At 56.8% G+C, this 18,843-nt stretch carries 13 protein-coding genes; 11 read left to right on the top strand and 2 right to left on the bottom strand.

The window, feature by feature from the left end; translation table 11 throughout:
- The first annotated feature begins 407 nt into the window (after window positions 1-407).
- The 4 genes from F5984_RS02920 (at window position 408) to F5984_RS02905 (ending at window position 3,850) form a co-directional block, all read left to right on the top strand.
- Window positions 408-1,355, top strand: a complete 948-nt coding sequence (locus tag F5984_RS02920; protein ID WP_152122622.1) for an aldo/keto reductase — start codon at window positions 408-410, stop codon at window positions 1,353-1,355.
- Window position 1,356: 1 nt separating this feature from the next.
- Window positions 1,357-2,385 carry a zinc-binding alcohol dehydrogenase family protein gene (locus F5984_RS02915; RefSeq protein WP_152122620.1) on the top strand — a complete coding sequence of 343 codons (1,029 nt, stop codon included), beginning with the start codon at window positions 1,357-1,359 and terminating at the stop codon, window positions 2,383-2,385.
- A gap of 6 nt (window positions 2,386-2,391) precedes the next feature.
- Window positions 2,392-3,204 carry a sugar phosphate isomerase/epimerase family protein gene (locus F5984_RS02910; RefSeq protein ID WP_152122618.1) on the top strand — a complete coding sequence of 271 codons (813 nt, stop codon included), beginning with the start codon at window positions 2,392-2,394 and terminating at the stop codon, window positions 3,202-3,204.
- A gap of 304 nt (window positions 3,205-3,508) precedes the next feature.
- Window positions 3,509-3,850 (top strand): L-rhamnose mutarotase, encoded by a 342-nt coding sequence (locus F5984_RS02905; protein ID WP_152122617.1) that lies wholly within the window; start codon window positions 3,509-3,511, stop codon window positions 3,848-3,850.
- Window positions 3,851-3,985: 135 nt separating this feature from the next.
- Here F5984_RS02905 and F5984_RS02900 read toward each other — a convergent pair whose 3' ends face one another.
- A complete protein-coding gene (locus tag F5984_RS02900; RefSeq protein WP_152122615.1) occupies window positions 3,986-4,243 on the bottom strand; it encodes a hypothetical protein in 258 nt (85 codons plus the stop codon).
- Window positions 4,244-4,404: 161 nt separating this feature from the next.
- Window positions 4,405-5,412: a LacI family DNA-binding transcriptional regulator gene (locus F5984_RS02895; protein WP_152122613.1), complete on the bottom strand. Its 1,008-nt coding sequence runs from the start codon at window positions 5,410-5,412 to the stop codon at window positions 4,405-4,407.
- Between the two features lie 277 nt (window positions 5,413-5,689).
- Here F5984_RS02895 and F5984_RS02890 point away from each other — a divergent pair, with 277 nt between their 5' ends.
- The 7 genes from F5984_RS02890 (at window position 5,690) to F5984_RS02860 (ending at window position 18,832) form a co-directional block, all read left to right on the top strand.
- Entirely contained in the window at window positions 5,690-8,719 is a 3,030-nt protein-coding gene (locus F5984_RS02890; RefSeq protein WP_185155400.1) for a SusC/RagA family TonB-linked outer membrane protein, read from the top strand.
- 124 nt (window positions 8,720-8,843) lie between these two features.
- Window positions 8,844-10,319: a RagB/SusD family nutrient uptake outer membrane protein gene (locus tag F5984_RS02885; RefSeq protein ID WP_152122609.1), complete on the top strand. Its 1,476-nt coding sequence runs from the start codon at window positions 8,844-8,846 to the stop codon at window positions 10,317-10,319.
- A 205-nt stretch (window positions 10,320-10,524) separates the two neighbouring features.
- Window positions 10,525-11,661 carry a hypothetical protein gene (locus F5984_RS02880; RefSeq protein WP_152122607.1) on the top strand — a complete coding sequence of 379 codons (1,137 nt, stop codon included), beginning with the start codon at window positions 10,525-10,527 and terminating at the stop codon, window positions 11,659-11,661.
- Window position 11,662: 1 nt separating this feature from the next.
- Window positions 11,663-13,468 (top strand): FAD-dependent oxidoreductase, encoded by a 1,806-nt coding sequence (locus F5984_RS02875; protein WP_152122605.1) that lies wholly within the window; start codon window positions 11,663-11,665, stop codon window positions 13,466-13,468.
- 10 nt (window positions 13,469-13,478) lie between these two features.
- Window positions 13,479-14,438, top strand: a complete 960-nt coding sequence (locus tag F5984_RS02870) for an FAD:protein FMN transferase (protein WP_246168787.1) — start codon at window positions 13,479-13,481, stop codon at window positions 14,436-14,438.
- Window positions 14,435-16,948: a glycoside hydrolase family protein gene (locus F5984_RS02865; protein WP_152122602.1), complete on the top strand. Its 2,514-nt coding sequence runs from the start codon at window positions 14,435-14,437 to the stop codon at window positions 16,946-16,948. Before F5984_RS02870 ends, F5984_RS02865 begins: the two co-directional genes overlap by 4 nt.
- Before the next feature lie 156 nt (window positions 16,949-17,104).
- A complete protein-coding gene (locus F5984_RS02860) occupies window positions 17,105-18,832 on the top strand; it encodes a sodium:solute symporter family protein (protein WP_152122600.1) in 1,728 nt (575 codons plus the stop codon).
- Window positions 18,833-18,843 lie beyond the last annotated feature (11 nt).

Here is an 18,843-nt window from a genome sequence, read left to right as displayed (position 1 = left end):
AGGAATCTACTGAATACTAGACAAAATGTACAATCAATCGATTGACTTAGCTAATTGAACGCGGATGACACAGATTGGGCAGATGTACACCCATGAGTATATCTGTGAAAATCTGTCCAATCCGTGTCATCCGCGTGCCAATTCTTTCGCACTGAACAAAGGTCCAGTACAGAAAGCCCCCTCCGGTGGCTAAAATATTACCTCCCAATTTGTTAGTGATCAGAGGTAAGGACTTCATCATCAGCCCGCCAGCGTCTGCACCTACCAGAAAATGCGGCCTAAATGAGTAGAAGACTTACCTCCGGGAACATTGAGAAAAGGAATGCAGGTAGTCTTTTTTGCCGCCTGCGGCCGACACACTTTGCCGCCCGCGGCCCGCACTCTTTCACACTTTACACTCTTTATACATGCAATACCGAAGGCTGGGTAAAACAGATATGGACGTTTCGGTGCTGGCGTTTGGAGCTTCTCCACTCGGCGATGTATTCGACACCACCGACGAGGCCGAAGGCATCCGGGCCGTACATACCGCCATCGACCGGGGCGTTAATTTCTTCGACGTAGCCCCTTTTTACGGCGATACCCTCGCCGAAACACGACTGGGGAAGGCCCTCCAAACCAAACGCTCGTCTATTTTTCTGGCAACCAAATGCTGCCGCTACGCCAACGGCCATTTCGATTTTTCGTACAACCGCGTATTGTCGAGCATCGACGAGTCGCTGGCCCGGCTGAAAACCGATTACGTCGACCTGTTGCAGGTACACGACATTGAATTTGGCGACCGTGAGCAGGTTCTGAACGAAGCCATTCCGGCCGCACTCAAAGCCAAAGAAATGGGCAAGGCCCGGTTCGTGGGGTTCTCGGGCTTGCCTGTGCGCTACCTCGCCCAAATTGCCCGGCAAGTTGAGGTCGACACCGTACTCTCGTGGGGGCACTACACCCTGCTCGACGATGAGATTAACGACGAACTGGTGCCGCTGTCGCAGGAAAAAGGGTTTGGCTTGCTCAATGCCGCCCCGCTTATGCAGCGTATTTTGTCGGAAGCTACCGTACCAGCCTGGCAGAACTCGCCCCAACCCGTCAAAGACCTGCAACCCCAGCTCATCAGGCTCTGCCGCGACTACGGCGTGTCATTGAGCGATGTGGCCCTGCGATTCGCCATTGACCACCCGGTAATTGCCACCACCATTGTGGGCATGTCGGAGCAACGACAGGTAGAGCAAAACGTGGCGGTTCTCGACTTTACCATCCCCGACGGCCTGCTCGACGCGATTCACGCGCTGGTGGCTCCCGTCAAAAACTGGATGTGGTTTGAAGGTCGTCCCGAAAATAATATCCCTAAACCGACCCAATAGCATGACTAAAATGAAAGCCTTAGTGCTCACCGAGCCGGGCCAAACCCAGATTTGGGAAATCGACAAACCCGCCCCTGCCGAGGGCGAAGTGCTTCTGCGGGTTAGCTGGGTGGGCTTCTGCGGGGGCGACCTCAACGGGTTCCGGGGTTTGTTTGAGTTGCAGGAATACCCGAACGTACTGGGCCACGAGGTCGGCGCTACCGTGGTCGAAACAGGGCCAAGTGTACCGGATACCTGGCAGCCCGGTATGCGCGTCACTGTAAATCCGTACCAACATTGTGGCACCTGTCTGTCGTGTCGGAAAGGCCGCACCAACGCCTGTCAGGACAACAAAACGATGGGTGTACGTCGGGCCGGTGCCATGACCCCCTATATTGTCGTCCCCTGGCAAAAACTCCATACGTCCGACAAACTCTCTCTGAAGCAACTGGCTCTGGTAGAGCCGCTTACCGTCGGGTTCCATGCCGCCGAGCGGGGGCGGGTGGCCGCTACCGATACCGTGGCTGTGATTGGCTGCGGCATTGTGGGCATGGGCGCTTTGGCCGCGTCGGCTTACCGGGGCGCTCAGGTGATTGCCGTTGATATTGACGATAGCAAACTGGCTATTGCCCGCAAAGCCGGGGCTACGCATACGATCAACTCGGCCCAGGTCGATTTGCACGAGGCACTCTCGGCCATTACCCACGGCGATGGCCCCGATGTGATTATCGAGGCCGTTGGCAACCCGGTTACCTACCGGGCTGCGGTGGATGAGGTGGCTTACACAGGCCGGGTGGTATATATCGGTTACGCCAAAAAACCGGTTGATTATCAGACCGGGACGTTTGTCAGGAAAGAGATTGAGATTCTGGGTTCGCGCAACTGTCTGGGCGAATTTCCGGAGGTGATTGCGTATCTGGAATCGGGGCGGTTTCCGGTGCAAGACGTCATCAGCCGGACGGTTTCGCTCGACGAAGCCGGGGCGGCCCTCGCCGAATGGTCAGCTAATCCCGGCCCCATCACAAAAATTATGGTTGGACTTGACGCCTGAGCCCTTATGTATTCTTGCATAACTATTGCCCTGGTCCCGGCTATTCAGGCGGGACCCTGGATTTACTGGCAAGACCTCCAAAGCGGTATGGAAAAAGCGGCCGCGCTCGGCTTCGATGCCGTCGAACTCTTCACCGAATCGGCCGAGGCTGTTCAGACCACTACGCTCCGGCAACTCATGGCCGATACCGGTCTGCGGATTGGGGCAGTCGGCACGGGGGCTGGCAAAGTACTGCACGGGCTCACCCTCACCGACCCGAACCCCGACGTGCGGGTGCAGGCCGTGGCCTTTATTCGCGATATGATTGATTTTGGGGCCTCGGTACAGGCTCCGGCCATTATCGGCTCCATGCAGGGTAATGCAGGGGCGGGAGTGACGCACACACAGGCGCTGGCGTGGCTGGCCGAGGGGCTCGAAACCCTGGGGAGTCATGCCGAAAGCCGGGGCGTCACGCTCATTTACGAGCCGCTGAACCGCTACGAAACGAACCTCATCAACCGACTTGCCGATGGGGTGCAATTCCTCGAATCGCTCCGTACCCGCAACGTGCGGCTGCTGGCCGATTTATTTCACATGAATATCGAGGAGGCTTCCTTACCCGACAGTATCCGGCAGGCCGGGGCGTGGATTGGTCACGTACATTTTGCCGATAGCAACCGGCGGCCCATCGGTGGCGGACACACGGCCATGCCCGACATTGTGCAGGCCCTCCGCGACATCGGTTACGCGCAGTGTGTATCAGCCGAAGCGTTTCCGTGGCCCGACCCCGACACAGCCGCCCGCCAAACTATCGACTCATACCGGCGGTATTTTGGGTAACGGGATAATGGTTTATTAGACTTCTCTACAGGTGTCGGACAAGTTTGCCAACCATCCTTTTAACCCCCCCCCGGCCCCCTCCTTGAACTAAGGAGGGGGAGCAGAAAAGGGGCTTTCATTGGCTCCCCCTCCTTAGTTCAAGGAGGGGGCTGGGGGGTGGTTGAAGGCGGGAAACCGGCAATGGATGGTTGGTCGGCACAAACTTGTCCGACACCCCTTCTCTACAGAATGGTAGAAAGTCTAATGTCTGAAGTCCGAATGTCCAGCACTATAAACCACAAACAACAAACCCCAATTCAAACCTATGCAACGTTTCTGTTTAGCCCTCGACCTTGTTGACGATGCCGACCTGATTGCCGAGTACGAACGCTGGCACAGCCCCGGCGCAGGTTGGCCCGAAGTCCGGCAGAACGACCTCAACGCGGGTATTCTCGACCTGCAAATCTACCGTACCGGCACCCGGATGTTTATGATTCTGGAAACCGACGACGAGTTCACGTTTGAAAAGAAGCGGGCCCTCGACGCGCAGGAACCCAAAGTAGCCGCCTGGGAAGAACTGATGTGGAAATTTCAGAAGCCCGTACCCAACGCCAAACCGGGCGAGAAATGGGTACTGATGGACAAGATTTTTCAGTTTGAGAAGTAAGGCCGTTTGAATGAGGGGATAAGATAAAAGAGGCCTTTTCATCATCCCGGCGGTAAGACCGGGCCGCCGGGATGAAAAAGCCAACATTCGATCTGACACTGCTTATCCAAACCGGCAAGCACCTCGCAGCTATACCTAAATGGTCCCTTTGCGGGCTTCGTCAAGGTCGGTTTCTGTCAAAATACCCATCTGACCGAGGGTTGTCAGTACCTCAATGGTTTCGGCCCGTTCGTCGGGCGTGTGGGTATCGGCTTCATTATCGGTGTACACCACCTGCTCAATGGCCTCCCGCAGTTGGGTAACGTTTTCGAGCGCAAACACGCCGTCGTGCCGGTTGGCTCTCGGTTTTTCGGTATCGGGTTGGAGGCTCCCCGGTCCATTCAATTCGTTCATAGTCAGTTAGAGTAGTTACCCCTATAACCCATTTGAGCGGGCATAAGTTACCCTATCCGCAACCATTGTGAACAGCCCGTGCCCCCATCACGCCCAATCCGCTAATTCACAAACGCTTACTCAGCCCTGCCCGCCATTTGCCAACCGGGCAACGGCCCCATTTAGCTTGAGCCACGCACAATAAGCCGGGTGGGCAACACCACCGTTTGCACCTCGGCAACCGGATTGGTGGCTTGTAACTGCGCGAGCAGACAGGCTGCTGCTTGCCGGCCAATTTCATCAACGGGCTGCGCCACCGTTGTGAGCCCCGGTTCAATGAGGGCCGAAATCGGGTCATCGCTAAATCCCACCACGGCTACATCCTGCGGAATCCGAAGGCCCCGTGCTTTAATCACCTGAATAGCTTCGATGGCCGTGGGGTCGTTGATGGTAAATAGGGCGTCGGGCGGTTCGGGCAGACTGAGCAGATGGTTGACGTAAATATTGGCTTTTTCGAGGGTTAAATCGTACGAGATAATTAACGACGGATCGACCGGCACCTCGTAATGGCGCAGGGCGTCCAGATATCCATTCTGGCGGCTGCGGCTGTTGGGCAGCGAGTCGGGGCCGGAGAGGTGCGCAATGCGTCGGCGGCCGGTCTGCACCAGATGCTCCACTGCCTGATACGCCCCCGTGTAATCGTCGACCACCACTTTCGACACCTCGTCGCTCTCCCAAACCCGGTTGAAAAACACCACCGGAATGCTCTTGCGGGTAAAGGTGCGAAAATGGTCGAAGTTGCGGGTCTCTTTCGTGTGCGACACAATCAGCCCATCAACCCGGCTCGCAAACAACGACCTGGCGTTGGTCACCTCAATTTCGTACGACTCATTGGAGTGGCAAATCACCACGTTATACCCCGCTTTGGCCAGTTCTTCCTGCGCCCCGATAATCACTTTCGGGAAAAAGAAGCTGATAAACTCCGGCACCATAATCCCGATGGTGCGGGTCTGATTGGTGAGCAGCGAGATAGCCAGTTGGTTGCGCTGATAATCGAGTTTTTCGGCCAGCTCAAGCACCCGCTGCCGGGTTTTCTCATTCACATTCGGATGGGCCGTGAGCGCCCGCGATACCGTCGATTTGGAGATACCGAGTTGGCGGGCAATGTCGATGATAGTTGGCTGGTGCATTTTGGATTATTCCGAAATAATAAACAGTTCAAGCGGGGAAGTTACTCCAAACAGGCCTCATTTTTGGGAACATTCCCAACCGGTTTTGGGAACATTCCCAAACAAATAATCAAATTTTTTCTTGGCATCGGTCAGCAACGGGGGTAAATTAATAAAAGAGCCGCGCAGAATCATTTGCAAATTACTGATATACAAGCGGTTACTCTAAACCCACAATACCCTATGAAAAACAGTAACAAACCCCCTAAAAATTGAATTTTTCCTATCCCACATGAGTATGACAAAGATTGTACAACGTGTAGCAGCAACCCTGCTACTGGTTATGATGACAGCACAACTGCTGCTGGCACAGAACCGCTCAGTTAGTGGGCGGGTATCCGACGATTCGGGCGATCCGCTGCCCGGCGTCAACGTAGTGGTGAAAGGTACCCAACAGGGTGCAACCACCAATGCCGACGGCCGTTACACCCTGTCGATTCCGGCTGGCAACGTGAGCCTGACCTTCTCGTATATTGGGTACGTAACGCAGGAAATTCCGGTAGGCAATCAATCGAGCCTCAACGTGACGCTCAAAGCCGACGACCGGTCGCTCTCGGAAGTAGTGGTGGTGGGCTATGGTACCCAGCGCAAGATCGAAACAACCGGCTCTATTGCGTCGGTGAAATCGGCCGAGCTGATACAAACCCCGGTGGCCAACGTAGCCCAGGGCTTGCAGGCCCGCGTGGCCGGGGTGCAGGTAAACCAGAACACGGGCGCACCGGGCGGTAACATCAGCGTCCGGATTCGGGGCACCAACTCCATCAACGGCAACTCCGAGCCGCTCTACGTAGTGGACGGAATTCAGATTTCGAACGGTGGAGGCATCAACGAAGTAAGCCCTCTCTCAACCATTAACCCCAATGATATTGAGTCGGTTGAGATTCTGAAAGACGCATCGGCGTCGGCTATTTACGGGTCGCGGGCGGCCAATGGCGTAGTGCTCATCACAACCAAGCGGGGCCGCACCGGCGCTACCCGCGTTACGCTCGACAGCTATTACGGGGTGCAAAACGCAGCCAAACAGCTGCCGGTACTCAACGCATCCGAGTTTGCACAGCTCGAAAACGAGGTGTTCCGCAACAACTACTACCCCAACCCGTCGTCGTTGGGCGAAGGCATCAACTGGCAGGACGTTATTTTCCGCGAAGCGCCCATTCAGAACCATCAGCTCTCGGTGAATGGCGGGAACGACAAAACCCAGATTGCCCTGTCGGCCAACTACTTCGACCAGAAAGGAATCATTGTCAACTCCGATTTCAAGCGGTATTCGTTCCGGCTCAACGTTGACCACCGCATTAGCGAGCGCGTCAAGATCGGAACGAGTATTCTGGGCAGCTACGCAGTCAACAACGGCATCACAACGGGGTCTACCACCATCGGCGACGGAGCCGTGGTGACGGGCTCAATTCTGGGCGCGGCCATTGGTGCACCGCCCACCCTGCTCCCCTACCGTCCCGACGGCTCCCTGTTTCCGTTTGGAGAGCAGGCCAACGGGCAGTACCGCGAGGTAACCAACCCGCTATCATTCGCCAACGTTCTGAATCGCAACGACATCCGGCGCACGCTGGCCAATGTCTATGCTGATTTCAATCTCGTGAAAGGGCTTACGTACCGGGCGTCATTCAACGTGGATATGCAAAGCCGGTTGCAGGACAATTACTCACCCCGCTCCAACGTAGCCCTCGCTGACCTGAACGACAACTCTGGTTCGGGCTCCAAAACCAACGTCAATAACCTGGCCCTGCTGCATGAGAGTATTCTGACCTACAACACGATGTTTGGCACCAACCACTCGCTCAAAGCCACGGCAGTATATGCCACGCAGGTCGAAAATGCCAATGCCAACAGCATCAGTGCCACGGGTTTCCCCAACGATGCCACCCAAAACGAGGCCCTGCAACTGGCCCTCAACCGCACGGTAAACAGCAGCCGCAGCAGCCAACGGCTCGACTCGTATCTGGCGCGGGTGAACTACGGTTTCCGGGACAAATACTTTCTGGACCTGACGGCCCGCGTGGATGGGTCGAGTAAGTTCGGGGCGAACCACAAGTACGGCTTGTTTCCGGCTATTTCAGCGGCCTGGCGCATCATCGAAGAACCCTTCCTCAAAAATGTTTCGTGGCTCTCTGACCTGAAACTGCGGGCCAGCTATGGCATCACGGGGAATGCCGCCGGTCTGAACCCCTACCAGTCGCTGGCTACGGTTTCGGCTTCGGGTAGCGATTACAACATCAACCACGCGTACATAACGGGCATCAACCCCTCAGGCATTGCCAACCCCGACCTCCGCTGGGAGCGGTCGGCACAGTCGGATATTGGTCTGGACATTGGCCTGCTCAACAACCGGTTCAGCATTGTGGTGGATGTGTACCAGAAAACCACCCGCGACCTGCTCTACGTGAAGGCCCTGCCCCTCAGCTCAGGGTACGGCACCATCACGGGCAATTTTGCCTCGTTGCAGAACCGGGGGATTGAGTTTGCCGTTAACGCCCGGCTGCTCGATGGGCCGCTCAAGTGGAGCGTATCGGGCAACATGACCGTGAACCGCAACAAGGTACTCGACCTCGACGGTGGCACCACCAAAGAGCGGTTTATCACGGCTTACTCGCTCCTTCAGGTAGGCAGCCCACTGGGTATTTTCAAAACCTACGTGTTCGACGGGGTGAACCAGACCGGCGAAACAATTTTGCCCGGTTACGACGGCCGCGTGGGGGGCCACAAAGTCCGCGACCTCAACGGCGACAACACCATCACGGCTGCCGATCAGACCATCACGGGTAACCCGAACCCCAATTTCATCTACGGTTTCTCGACCAACCTGTCGTTTAAGCGCTTCGATTTCAGCGCGTTTCTGGCTGGTTCGCAGGGCAACGACATTTACAACGCCAGCCGTTTGTCGTTCGAAATGCCGCTGGGTCAGCGCAACCAGTTTAAAGGAGTGGTTAACCGGTGGTCGGCTACCAACCCGAACAACCAGTACGTGAGCGGGTTTCAGGGCGGCCGGTTGCCTATCTCCAACTACGTGATGGAAGATGGGTCGTACCTGCGGTGCAAAAACATTACCCTCGGCTACACACTGCCCACCATCAAGGGTTTCCAGAACATTCGGGTGTATGCCAGTGCCAACAACCTGTTTACGGTGACCAACTACAGCGGTTTCGACCCGGAAGTGAACACCTATGCGGGCTCGAACACCGCCATTGGTATCGACAATCTCGTGTATCCGCAGGCGAAATCGTTCCTCGGGGGCATTCAGGTAACCTTTTAGCTTATTGAGTGAATGAGCGATTGCGTGAATAAGTGAAAATCGGAGCAGGTACGAGGCCATCTCTACCCACACTCATTCACACACGCACTCGCTCGTTCACGCTTCCGCTCTTTCACTCTTTACAATGAAAAAGAAACTCATATACCTGCTTCCGCTGCTTGCCCTGACAGGCTGCGAGCTGGAAGAAACCATTTACTCGTCGATTTACACGGAGGCCTTTTACAAAACGGCCGCCGACGCCGAAAAAGGGCTCATCGCAGCTTACGACCCCCTCGGCGATATGTACGGCGGCCCGGCGGCAACGCTCGTGCCCGACTTCAGCGACGACCAGACCTACCCGCGTGGGGTGGTGGGCCGGAACACACTCACCCTGTTTACCTACGACGTAAACTACACGGTACAGAAAAGCAACTCGCGCACCAACGAGTCGCCCCAGCAGATCTGGGCGTCGGGGTACGACGGTATCGAAAAAGCCAACTGGATTATTGCCAAGGTGCCCGACGCCGTTATGTCCGAAACCCGCAAAAAGCAGATTATCGGCGAAGCGTATTTTCTGCGGGCCTACTACCTGTGGACACTGACCAAAAATTTTGGCGATGTACCCATCAAGACCACGCCCAGCTACTCGGAAGCCGACGCGGTTGTGGGCAAAAGCCCCAAAGCCGAGGTGTACAAGCAGATTTACAGCGACCTCGACATGGCCTTTGCCGCCGGTTTGCCCTCGTACCCGGCCGTTGACAAGGGCCGTCCGAGCAAAGAAGTAGTCAATGCCCTGTACGCCAAAGCCGCGCTTTACAACGAAGACTGGGCCAAAGCCCTCGAAAAAGCACAGGCCGTAATCACGTCGGGCAAATACTCGCTCATGCCTGATGTGCGCAATGTGTACCGCTACGATGTAGAAGATGCCGCCCGGGTTGAGAACATGTGGGCCTACGAGGTGGACCCGTTTTCGCCGGGCCGCTCGCACCAGATGACCGGCCTGTGTGGCCCTCCGGGTAGCGCCGGTCCCGAATACGGCCGTACTACCTTTGGGTCGATGTTTGCGTACATGTCGTTTTTCCGCAGCTTCAACCCCCTCGACAAGCGTCGGCAGTTGCTCGACACCAACTATGTCGACAAAGCCGGGAAGGTAGTACCGCAGCGGAGCGTAACGCCCATCACGACCGACGGGGTGCTCATCAAGAAATATCAGGACCCGGTCTCGACGGTGAATATTATCCCGAATATTCCGATTCTGCGCCTTCCCGACATGTACCTGATTGCAGCCGAAGCCGAGGCCCGGCTCAACGGAGCTACAGCAACCGCCTATGCCAACATCAACGTCGTGCGCAAGCGGGCGGGCCTGCCCGACCTGGCTGCGGGCCTGAGCAAAGATGCCTTTATTGAGGCTGTCTTGCAGGAGCGGGCGTGGGAGTTCTTCGCCGAGGGTGACCGTTGGTACGATCTCACCCGCACGGGTAAGTTCCTGACGGTAATTCCGAAGGCCGTCAACAGTGTGTACCCGACCCGGAACGTACAGGCCAAACACAAGTACTTCCCGATTCCGCAGGATGAACTGAACGCCAACCCGAAACTCGAACAGAACCCAGACTGGAAATAAATGAGTGAATGAGTGATTGAGCGAATGAGTGAATTATAAACCCAATCTCAGTACTGGACATTAGCTGTTGGACATTAGACATTAGACCTCCCCCTACAGAATGGTAGTACGTCTAACGTCTAATATCTGAAGTCCGAATGTCCAGTACTGAAAAACCCAATCGCTCAATCACTCATTCACTCAATCACTCATTAATTCGCTCAATATGCAAAACGCTGGCAACTGGATTGGCTTCTGGATGGCCCTGCTACTCGGGCTGACCGGTATTTCGGAGGGTAAACCCATGCCCGCGCCGAAAACCGAGTCGGTGCGGTCGTACACCATCACCGAAAACGACACCACTGTCTACGTACTGCACCTGTCTCTCGACGGGGCTGGGCAACCCGCTTACTTTTATCGGAATGTGTTTACACCGGTTTGCCTCACGGGCGAGTGCAAACCGGTGTATATCAACTTTTACTGGGATTTGCTGGGTAACTACACCCGATTCGATTTTCCGCCCGGCGAGGAGCTCACCAAAATGGATCACAAGCCGTTTAAGCCCGAGGACTACGAGAAATTGCAGACCATTCTGGCCAACACCAACTCGCTGTTCAGGCAGGTAGCCATGGACGACCTGGTTGGTAAAGGCACCGAAAATCTGGCCGACTCGGTGGATGCCAAAGCCGGGGCTACCCTCAAAACGGTCAAAAACGAGGTTATTGAAGGGGCCGTGTACACCTGCTACACGCTCTGGCATATTGCCCACGGGAAGGTGGTGAATGAAATGCAGCGAATCACCGAATCGTACCGGAGCGAGGCCCTGCTCCACCGGTTTATGACGAGCACAAACCACCACTACCAGTACTGGGCGCTGGACCGGGTGCTGGGACCGGGCGGGCAGGTACCGCCAACGTTTGCGGCCGATGTTCAGGGGCTGATTCGCGGCAAAAACGTGTTTACGGCCCGCTACGCCCTCCAAAAAGTAGCCCCCGATTTCTGGAATACCCCTGAGCGCCAACGCTGGCTCTGGGACACCTACCTGAAAGCCGGGTACACCCTGCAACTGGCTATTCTGAAAAAACTAACCACCACCCGGCTTCTGCCCACCCTGACCGAACCAATGGCCGGGCACCTGCCCAATGCCAACCCCGAACAATTTACGTTACTGCTTAACCTACTGGCTGCGCAACCCGCCCTGTCCGAAAAAACCCAGTTGGCCATGGCCGGGCAATTGAGCGGCTCCAACCCGGACTATACCGCCCGGATTTACCAGCTACTAACGAGCCAACGACCCAAAAATCGGGCCGTACAGGCTCAGATGGCCCGTTTCCAGTCCAAACCTGTTCAACCCCAACACTAACATGAAAACTACAATCCGCCTAATTGTCCTCTTGCTGCTTGCCCTGCGGGTAGGCGCACAGGACCACGTTTTTATCGAGACCGAATCGTTTGAAAACAAAGGTGGCTGGGTCATCGACCAACAGTCGTTTGTGGTCATCGGCTCGTCGTACCTGATGGCGCACGGCATGGGTCGGCCCGTAAAAGATGCCACCACCACCGTGCGGTTTCCGAAAAAAGGCAAGTATCAGATTTGGGTACGCACCAAAGACTGGGCACCGTTTCCGAAAGGGCCGGGTAAGTTTCAGGTCGCCTTGAACGGCAAGCCCCTAAACACCGTGTTTGGCGAAAGCGGCTCCGATACCTGGAAATGGTACTACGGGGGCGAAACCGACATTCAGAGCGAGCAGGTAACGATGGCCCTGCACGACCTGACGGGTTTCAACGGCCGCTGCGACGCTATTCTGTTTACCAACGCACCCAAATTCACCCCACCCGACGGAGCCGAAGCCCTGACCGCTTTTCGGAACAAACAACTGAACCTGACGGGCAAAACAGCCGATGCCGGTCAGTTTGACCTCGTGGTTGTAGGCGGGGGTATTGCAGGCACCTGCGCGGCTATTTCGGCGGCTCGGTTGGGCCTGAAAGTAGCTCTGATTCAGGACCGGCCCGTGCTGGGTGGTAACAACAGCTCCGAAATTCGGGTGCACCTCCGGGGCGATGTTGACAAAAACCACTACCCTAAACTGGGCCGGATTGTCCGCGAAATGGACAATGGCGACCCCGGCAACGGCCACCCCGAAGGCAAAGAATACGGCGATGAGCGCAAAATTGCCATTGTTAAAGGCGAGCGCAACATCACGCTTTTCCTGAACACCCACGTTCATAAAGTTGAAAAAGAAGGCGACCGGATTGTGGCCGTGGTAGGCCGCGATATTGCCACCAATGCCGAAACCCGGTTCCGGGGCACATACTTCTCCGACTGCACTGGCGATGGCACCGTGGGGCATCTGGCCGGGGCACAATACCGGTTTGGCCGCGAGAGCAAGGCCGAAACAGGCGAGTCGCTGGCATCCGAAAAAGCCGACGATTTCACCCTCGGCACTTCTAATTTATGGGCCTCGCTCGAACGCGACACCGTGTCGTCGTTTCCCGAAACGCCCTGGGCCATTCAGTTTTCAGACGAATACCACATCGACGAAGCCCGCGCCGACTGGCAGTGGGAAACCGGCTTTGGTAATTTCAACACCATTACCGACGCCGAAAAAATCCGTGACCACAACCTGCGGGCCATTTTTGGCAACTGGTCGTACCTGAAAAACAACAAAACGGCCAAATACGGCAAGCGCGAGCTGGCCTGGGTGGCTTACATCGGTGGCAAGCGGGAGTCGCGCCGGCTCATTGGCGACCATATTCTGAACCAGATGGATATTCAGGAAGGCAAGCAGCACCCCGACGGCACCGTAACGGCCACCTGGACCATCGACCTGCATTTTCCCGACGAGCGCAACAAGAAGTATTTCGAGGGGCAGGAATTTTTTGCGGGCACCAAGCACATAAAAGTGGCTCCGTACACCATTCCGTACCGCTGCCTGTACTCCAAAAACATCAGTAACCTGTTTATGGCCGGCCGCAACATCAGCACTACCCACGTGGCCTTCGGGAGCACCCGTGTGATGCGTACCTGCGGCATGATGGGCGAAGTGGTAGGCATGGCGGCTTACCTGAGCAAAAAACACAACACCACGCCGAGAGGGGTGTACCAAACGCACCTATCTGAACTGATGGCGATTATCAAAGATGAACCAACGGCCTCCATTAAACCCTAAACGGGCCGTCATGGGTCTCCTGCCTCTGCTGTTCTGGTTCGGCACGGGGCAGGAGAGCCCGTTGGTCAGTCTGGAAGGCGAAGCGCAGGGCACTACGTACCACATCAAATACCGCGGCGACCGGCAGCGTAACCTCAAACCAGCCGTCGATTCGTTGCTGGCCGACATTGACCGGTGCCTCTCGCTTTACCGGCCCGACTCCGAGCTGTCGGTGTTTAACCGGGGGCACGAACACCGGTTTCGGTCCGAACACTTCTATCAGGTTTTGCAGAAAGCCGCCGAGGTGTTTCGGGAAACAAACGGAGCGTTCGACCCTACGGTGATGCCCTTGGTTGAAGCCTACGGTTTCGGGGCTAAGAATGTGGCCCGGACGGGCGCGGTCGATGTGGACTCGCTGCGAAAACTGGTTGGTTTCGGGCAGATTCAGTTCGACACCCGTGGTATTCGAAAGCCGAGCCCGGCCGTGCGGCTTGACCTCAACGGCATTGCGCAGGGGTACTCAGTAGACCGGGTAGCCCTCTTGCTTGAGCAACAGGGTATCAGGCAGTACCTGGTCGAGATTGGGGGCGAAATCCGCACGAAAGGGCCCAAAACCGGCTCGCAGCCGTGGACCGTGGGCCTTGAAAACCCCTTGCAACCCGACCGGCTGCATACCACGCTCAAACTGACCGACCGGGCCATGACCACCGCGGCTCACTACCGCAATCAGTACACGGTTAATGGGCAGGTGTTCAGCCACATTATCAACCCCAAAACGGGCATGATGGAAGCAGGCGACTTACTCAGTGTGACGGTGTTTGCCCCCGACGCCATTACGGCCGACGCCTACGACACCGCTTTTCTGGTGATGGGCCTGACCGAAACAAAGCGGTTTCTGACCCGCCACCCCGAACTCGACGCGTACCTTTTGTTTACCGGGCCGGATGGCCAACTAAAGTCATTTGCCACCAAAGGCATCAGTAGTTTATGAGACATCGAACGATTCTTTTCTTTTCCGCCCTTACGCTCCTAACCCATGCCGGGTCGGCACAGGCTCCGGCCACCCAACTCGCCAACGAACGGGTACGTATTAGCTGGACCAAAACAAGCCGGGGTTACGAGATCAATGGGGTTGGGGTGCGGCAAGGTGGTCGCTGGCAATCATTGGGCACACCATCGGGCGAAAACACCCTGCTCTACGCAGCCGACAAACCATCCGACAAACCGTCTGAAACGTTCAAGAGCCTCACGGGCGAAGAGTTTCCGGGGCCCAAATACCATTATCAGGCCGTGCAATGGGCCGAAAGCACCAATCCTGTCTCGCTCAACACGGCCGGGCAAGCCATCTACTTTTTTCCGACCGAAGCCCGCAAAACCGGCCCTAATAGTCTGACGTTCCGGCAGGACACCAAAGCGGCCACCATCACAACGGAGTGGACCCTCGACCCGAAGTTCCCAACCGATGTGGTGGTGAAACAAACCCTCACAGCCAAACAGAACGGCTTTTTCTCGCTGGCCACGCCCAGCCTGGCTACCGTGGCTGAGTCGCAGATGAGCTGGGCCACGGTGCCGGGCTATTTTCAAGGCAATAAACTCCAGCCTAACTTCGCACTGGCCTACGCCTACGGGCACGGCATCCCGAACCGCCCGGTGGTGTACCGCGAACGATGCGCCACCACGCTCTCGCCCATGGTAAGCACCCGTAACGGCCTTACCCTGTCGGTAGTTCCTGAACCGGGCCTCGCCCGCGACCCCTGGGCCGTGGATAAAATCACGCAGATCGACTGGCACATCGGGCTGTCGCACATGAACCGCAAAGCCCAGCTTTCGCCTACACTCTACTACCCCGTGCTGGGCGAACCCAAGTCGGCCCTTCAGCCGGGCCAAACCCTCAGCTACACGTTCCGGTACAGCCTTACCGACGGCGACTGGTTCAAGGCTCTCAATCATGCCGTGTACGACATTTACCGGTTCAATGAGTCGGTGGCGATTCGGGAGAGCAAACAGTCGCTCATGGACCGGATTCAGCAAATGCACCACTACCTCACCGACCCCAAAACGTCGCTCTGGAACGTGGAAGAGTACAACGGTCGCAAAATCGGAGCGCAGTCGTACCTCGGTGGCGTGGTTGGCTCCGACCGCGACGCTATGAAAAACTCCGACTACGGCGCCATGTGGATGCTCGCTACGGCAACCGGCGACTCCCTCCTGACCCGCAATGTGCTACCCTATGCCCAGAACTTCAAGCTGGCACAACAACAGACAAGCGACGGTTTTTTCAAGGGCGCAGCCGCCGGACAGTATTATCTGGCCAAGAAAAAGAAGTTTGTGGAAGAATGGGGCGAAGTGGTTGAACCCATCGCCCTGACGTATTACATCATGCTCGATCTGGGCAATATGCTTCTGTTCAACCCGACCGACGCCGAGCTTAAAAACCGGCTCCGGCTCGGGGCCGACCGGCTTCTGAGCTGGCAAAAACCAAACGGTAGCTGGGCCGTGGCCTACGACCGGGCTACCGAAGCCGAAACGTTCCGGGATGTGCAGGATGTACGGCCCACCTTTTACGGTCTGATGGTGGCCTACCGGCTGCTCAAAGACCCCAAATACCTCGCCGGGGCCCGCAAAGGAGCCGACTGGATCATCAAAAACGCGGTTGAAACGGGCAGTTACCTCGGCGTGTGTGGCGATGCCCGCTACGCGCCCGACTTTGCCACCGGCCAAACCGCACAGGCGTTTCTGGACCTCTACGATTTCACCCGCGACGAACGCTACAAGCAGGCCGCCATCACGGCTGCCAAGGTATACACCACCTCCATTTACACTCACCCCATTGCGAGCCATCAGCCCAAGCGAGTCAACGGCGTTCAACGTGAGGACTGGGAGATCAGCCAAACCGGCCTCAGCTTCGAACACGGCGGTATTTTTGGGTCGGCCACGCGCCACGGCCCTATTCAACTGGCGAGCCACTCAGGTCTGTTTATTCGGATGTACGGCCTCACCAAAGAGCCTATTTTTGCCGATATGGCGCGGGCAGGGGCCGTTGGCCGTCATGCCTTTGTGGATGCCAAAACGAGCGTAGCCTCGTACTACTGGCAGGCCATGAACCGGGGAGCCGGGCCGTACCCGCACCATGCGTGGTGGCAGATTGGCTGGCTCACCGATTACCTGATGGCCGAAGCGGAGCTGCGCTCAGACGGGAAGGTGAGCTTCCCGCGCGGGTTTGTGACGCCCAAAGTGGGGCCGCATCAGACCTACGGTTTTGCACCGGGTACGGTCAACGGGCAGAAAGCCAATCTCATTATCAACGAGAACCTGGTGAAACTCGACAACCCGGCCGTGGAGCATATTCTGGCCAAGGCCGTGCAGGGCAATCAAACATTTGTCATTCTGATGAACATGCACGCCAGGCCAGCCGAGGTAAAGCTAACCCTGGCCGGAAAGCCGCCCGTTTCGAAGCAGCTACCGGCTTACGGCCTCGACATCGTCACCCTCGACCAATAATCTACCAACCCATCCAACCGACCCGGTACACCGGAGCGAAATACACGACCCACGGGCCGGCGCTCCGGTTTCACTCTTTACAACCTGCACTCTTTGCCCTACGCGGCCCGACCGAACGCGGCTCGACCGCCCGCGGCCCGCACTCTTTCATCATTTATGAGCCTGACTATAGACACGCTGGTGATCCTCATTTTTTCGGCCTTTGTGCTGGGAATCGGGATGCTTTTTGTCCGCACGGGGCGCAACCTTAAATCGTTTTTTGCCGGGGGTGAAGCCGTCCCCTGGTTCATCGGTGGGTTGTCGCTGTTCATGAGTTTTTTCTCGGCGGGCACGTTTGTTGCCTGGGGTAGCATTGCCTACAAATACGGTTGGGTGGCCATCACCATTCAGTGGACCATGTGCATTGGTGCGCTGGTTACGGGGTTGTATCTGGCCCCACGCTGGAAAGCAACCGGCGCCCTTACAGCGGCCGAATTTATCCGCCAACGGCTCGGACTGACGGTGCAGAAAGCCTACATTTTCATTTTCACCCTGGTGAGCGTATTCATCAAAGGGTCGGTGCTGTACCCCGTGGCCAAACTGGTGAGCACCTCGCTCAACCTGCCTCTGGTGCCCTGTACCATCGGGCTGGGTATTTTCATGATTGCTTACACGGCCGTGGGCGGGCTCTGGGCCGTAATGGTCACGGATATTCTGCAATTCGTGGTGCTGTCAGCGGCAGTGTTCATTCTGTTACCGCTTTCGTTCGACCGGGTGGGTGGGTTCGATGCCTTTACCAACAAGGTGCCCGACGATTTTTTTAACCTCCTCAACGGCGAATACACCTTTGGTTTTGTGCTGGCGTTTGTGTTTTACCACATCGCCTACATCGGCGGCAACTGGACGTTTGTGCAACGATACACGAGTGTCGACAGCCCCAAATCGTCGCGCAAGGTGGCGTTTCTGTTTGCCGGCCTGTATCTGGTCAGCCCGATTATCTGGATGCTGCCCCCCATGATTTACAAGGCCATTGACCCCTCACTCACGGGCCTCGATACCGAAAACGCCTACCTCAAAATCTGTCAGTTGGTATTGCCACCCGGTTTGCTGGGGCTCATGCTCACGGGTATGTACTTTTCCACGTCGGCCTCGGCCAACACGGCCCTCAACGTGGTATCGGCCGTGTTTACGAACGACATTTACAAGGGGCTGATTAACCCCGGAGCATCCGACAAACAACTGATTCGGGTAGCGCGGGGATCGTCGTGGTTTTTCGGGCTGGGCATGATCGGCATTGCCCTACTGGTGCCGGCCGCCGGGGGCATTGTCGAGGTGGTACTGAGTATCTCGGCCATTTCGGGCGGGCCGCTGCTGGCTCCTCCGCTCTGGGCCCTGTTCTCAAAACGACTAACGAGCCGGGTAACGCTCTGGATTACGGGCATCGGGCTATCGGTCAATCTGTTTTTCAAGGTGCTGTCGCCCTGGCTGCTCGATTACAAGCTCACGCGCGCCACCGAAACCGTGATTGGTGTGGGCTTGCCCCTGCTGTTGCTGCTGGCGTATGAGTTGTGGGCGGCCCGGCGCACGGCCACCTCGCCCGACTACGAAAACTACGAACGGGCCCGCGACCAGAAACGCGAAGACGCCCGGCTGGCTATCGACCCTGCGGAAGCCCAGGCCATTCGGCGGCAAAATCAGTTTGGCCTGCGGGTCATTGCGGTATCGCTGGTATTTACGGCGGTTATGCTGCTGGGGCTGAGTTTTCTGACTACCGAGGGGCGCGGCATCACGGCGGGTATTGCCGTACTCGTGCTGGCCGGGGCCTTTATTCCGTGGCGAGCCTCGCAACGGACGCCTGACCAGCCAAACACAACTTCTGTCCAACAAAAGGTTACGCAATCGTAGCTTATTACCGG

The organism is Rudanella paleaurantiibacter, assembly GCF_009184635.1.
In the GTDB taxonomy this organism is placed as follows: Bacteria; Bacteroidota; Bacteroidia; order Cytophagales; family Spirosomataceae; genus Rudanella; species Rudanella paleaurantiibacter.
Note: the sequence above shows the minus strand (reverse complement) of the source record. Positions and strands in the feature narration are given on the sequence as shown.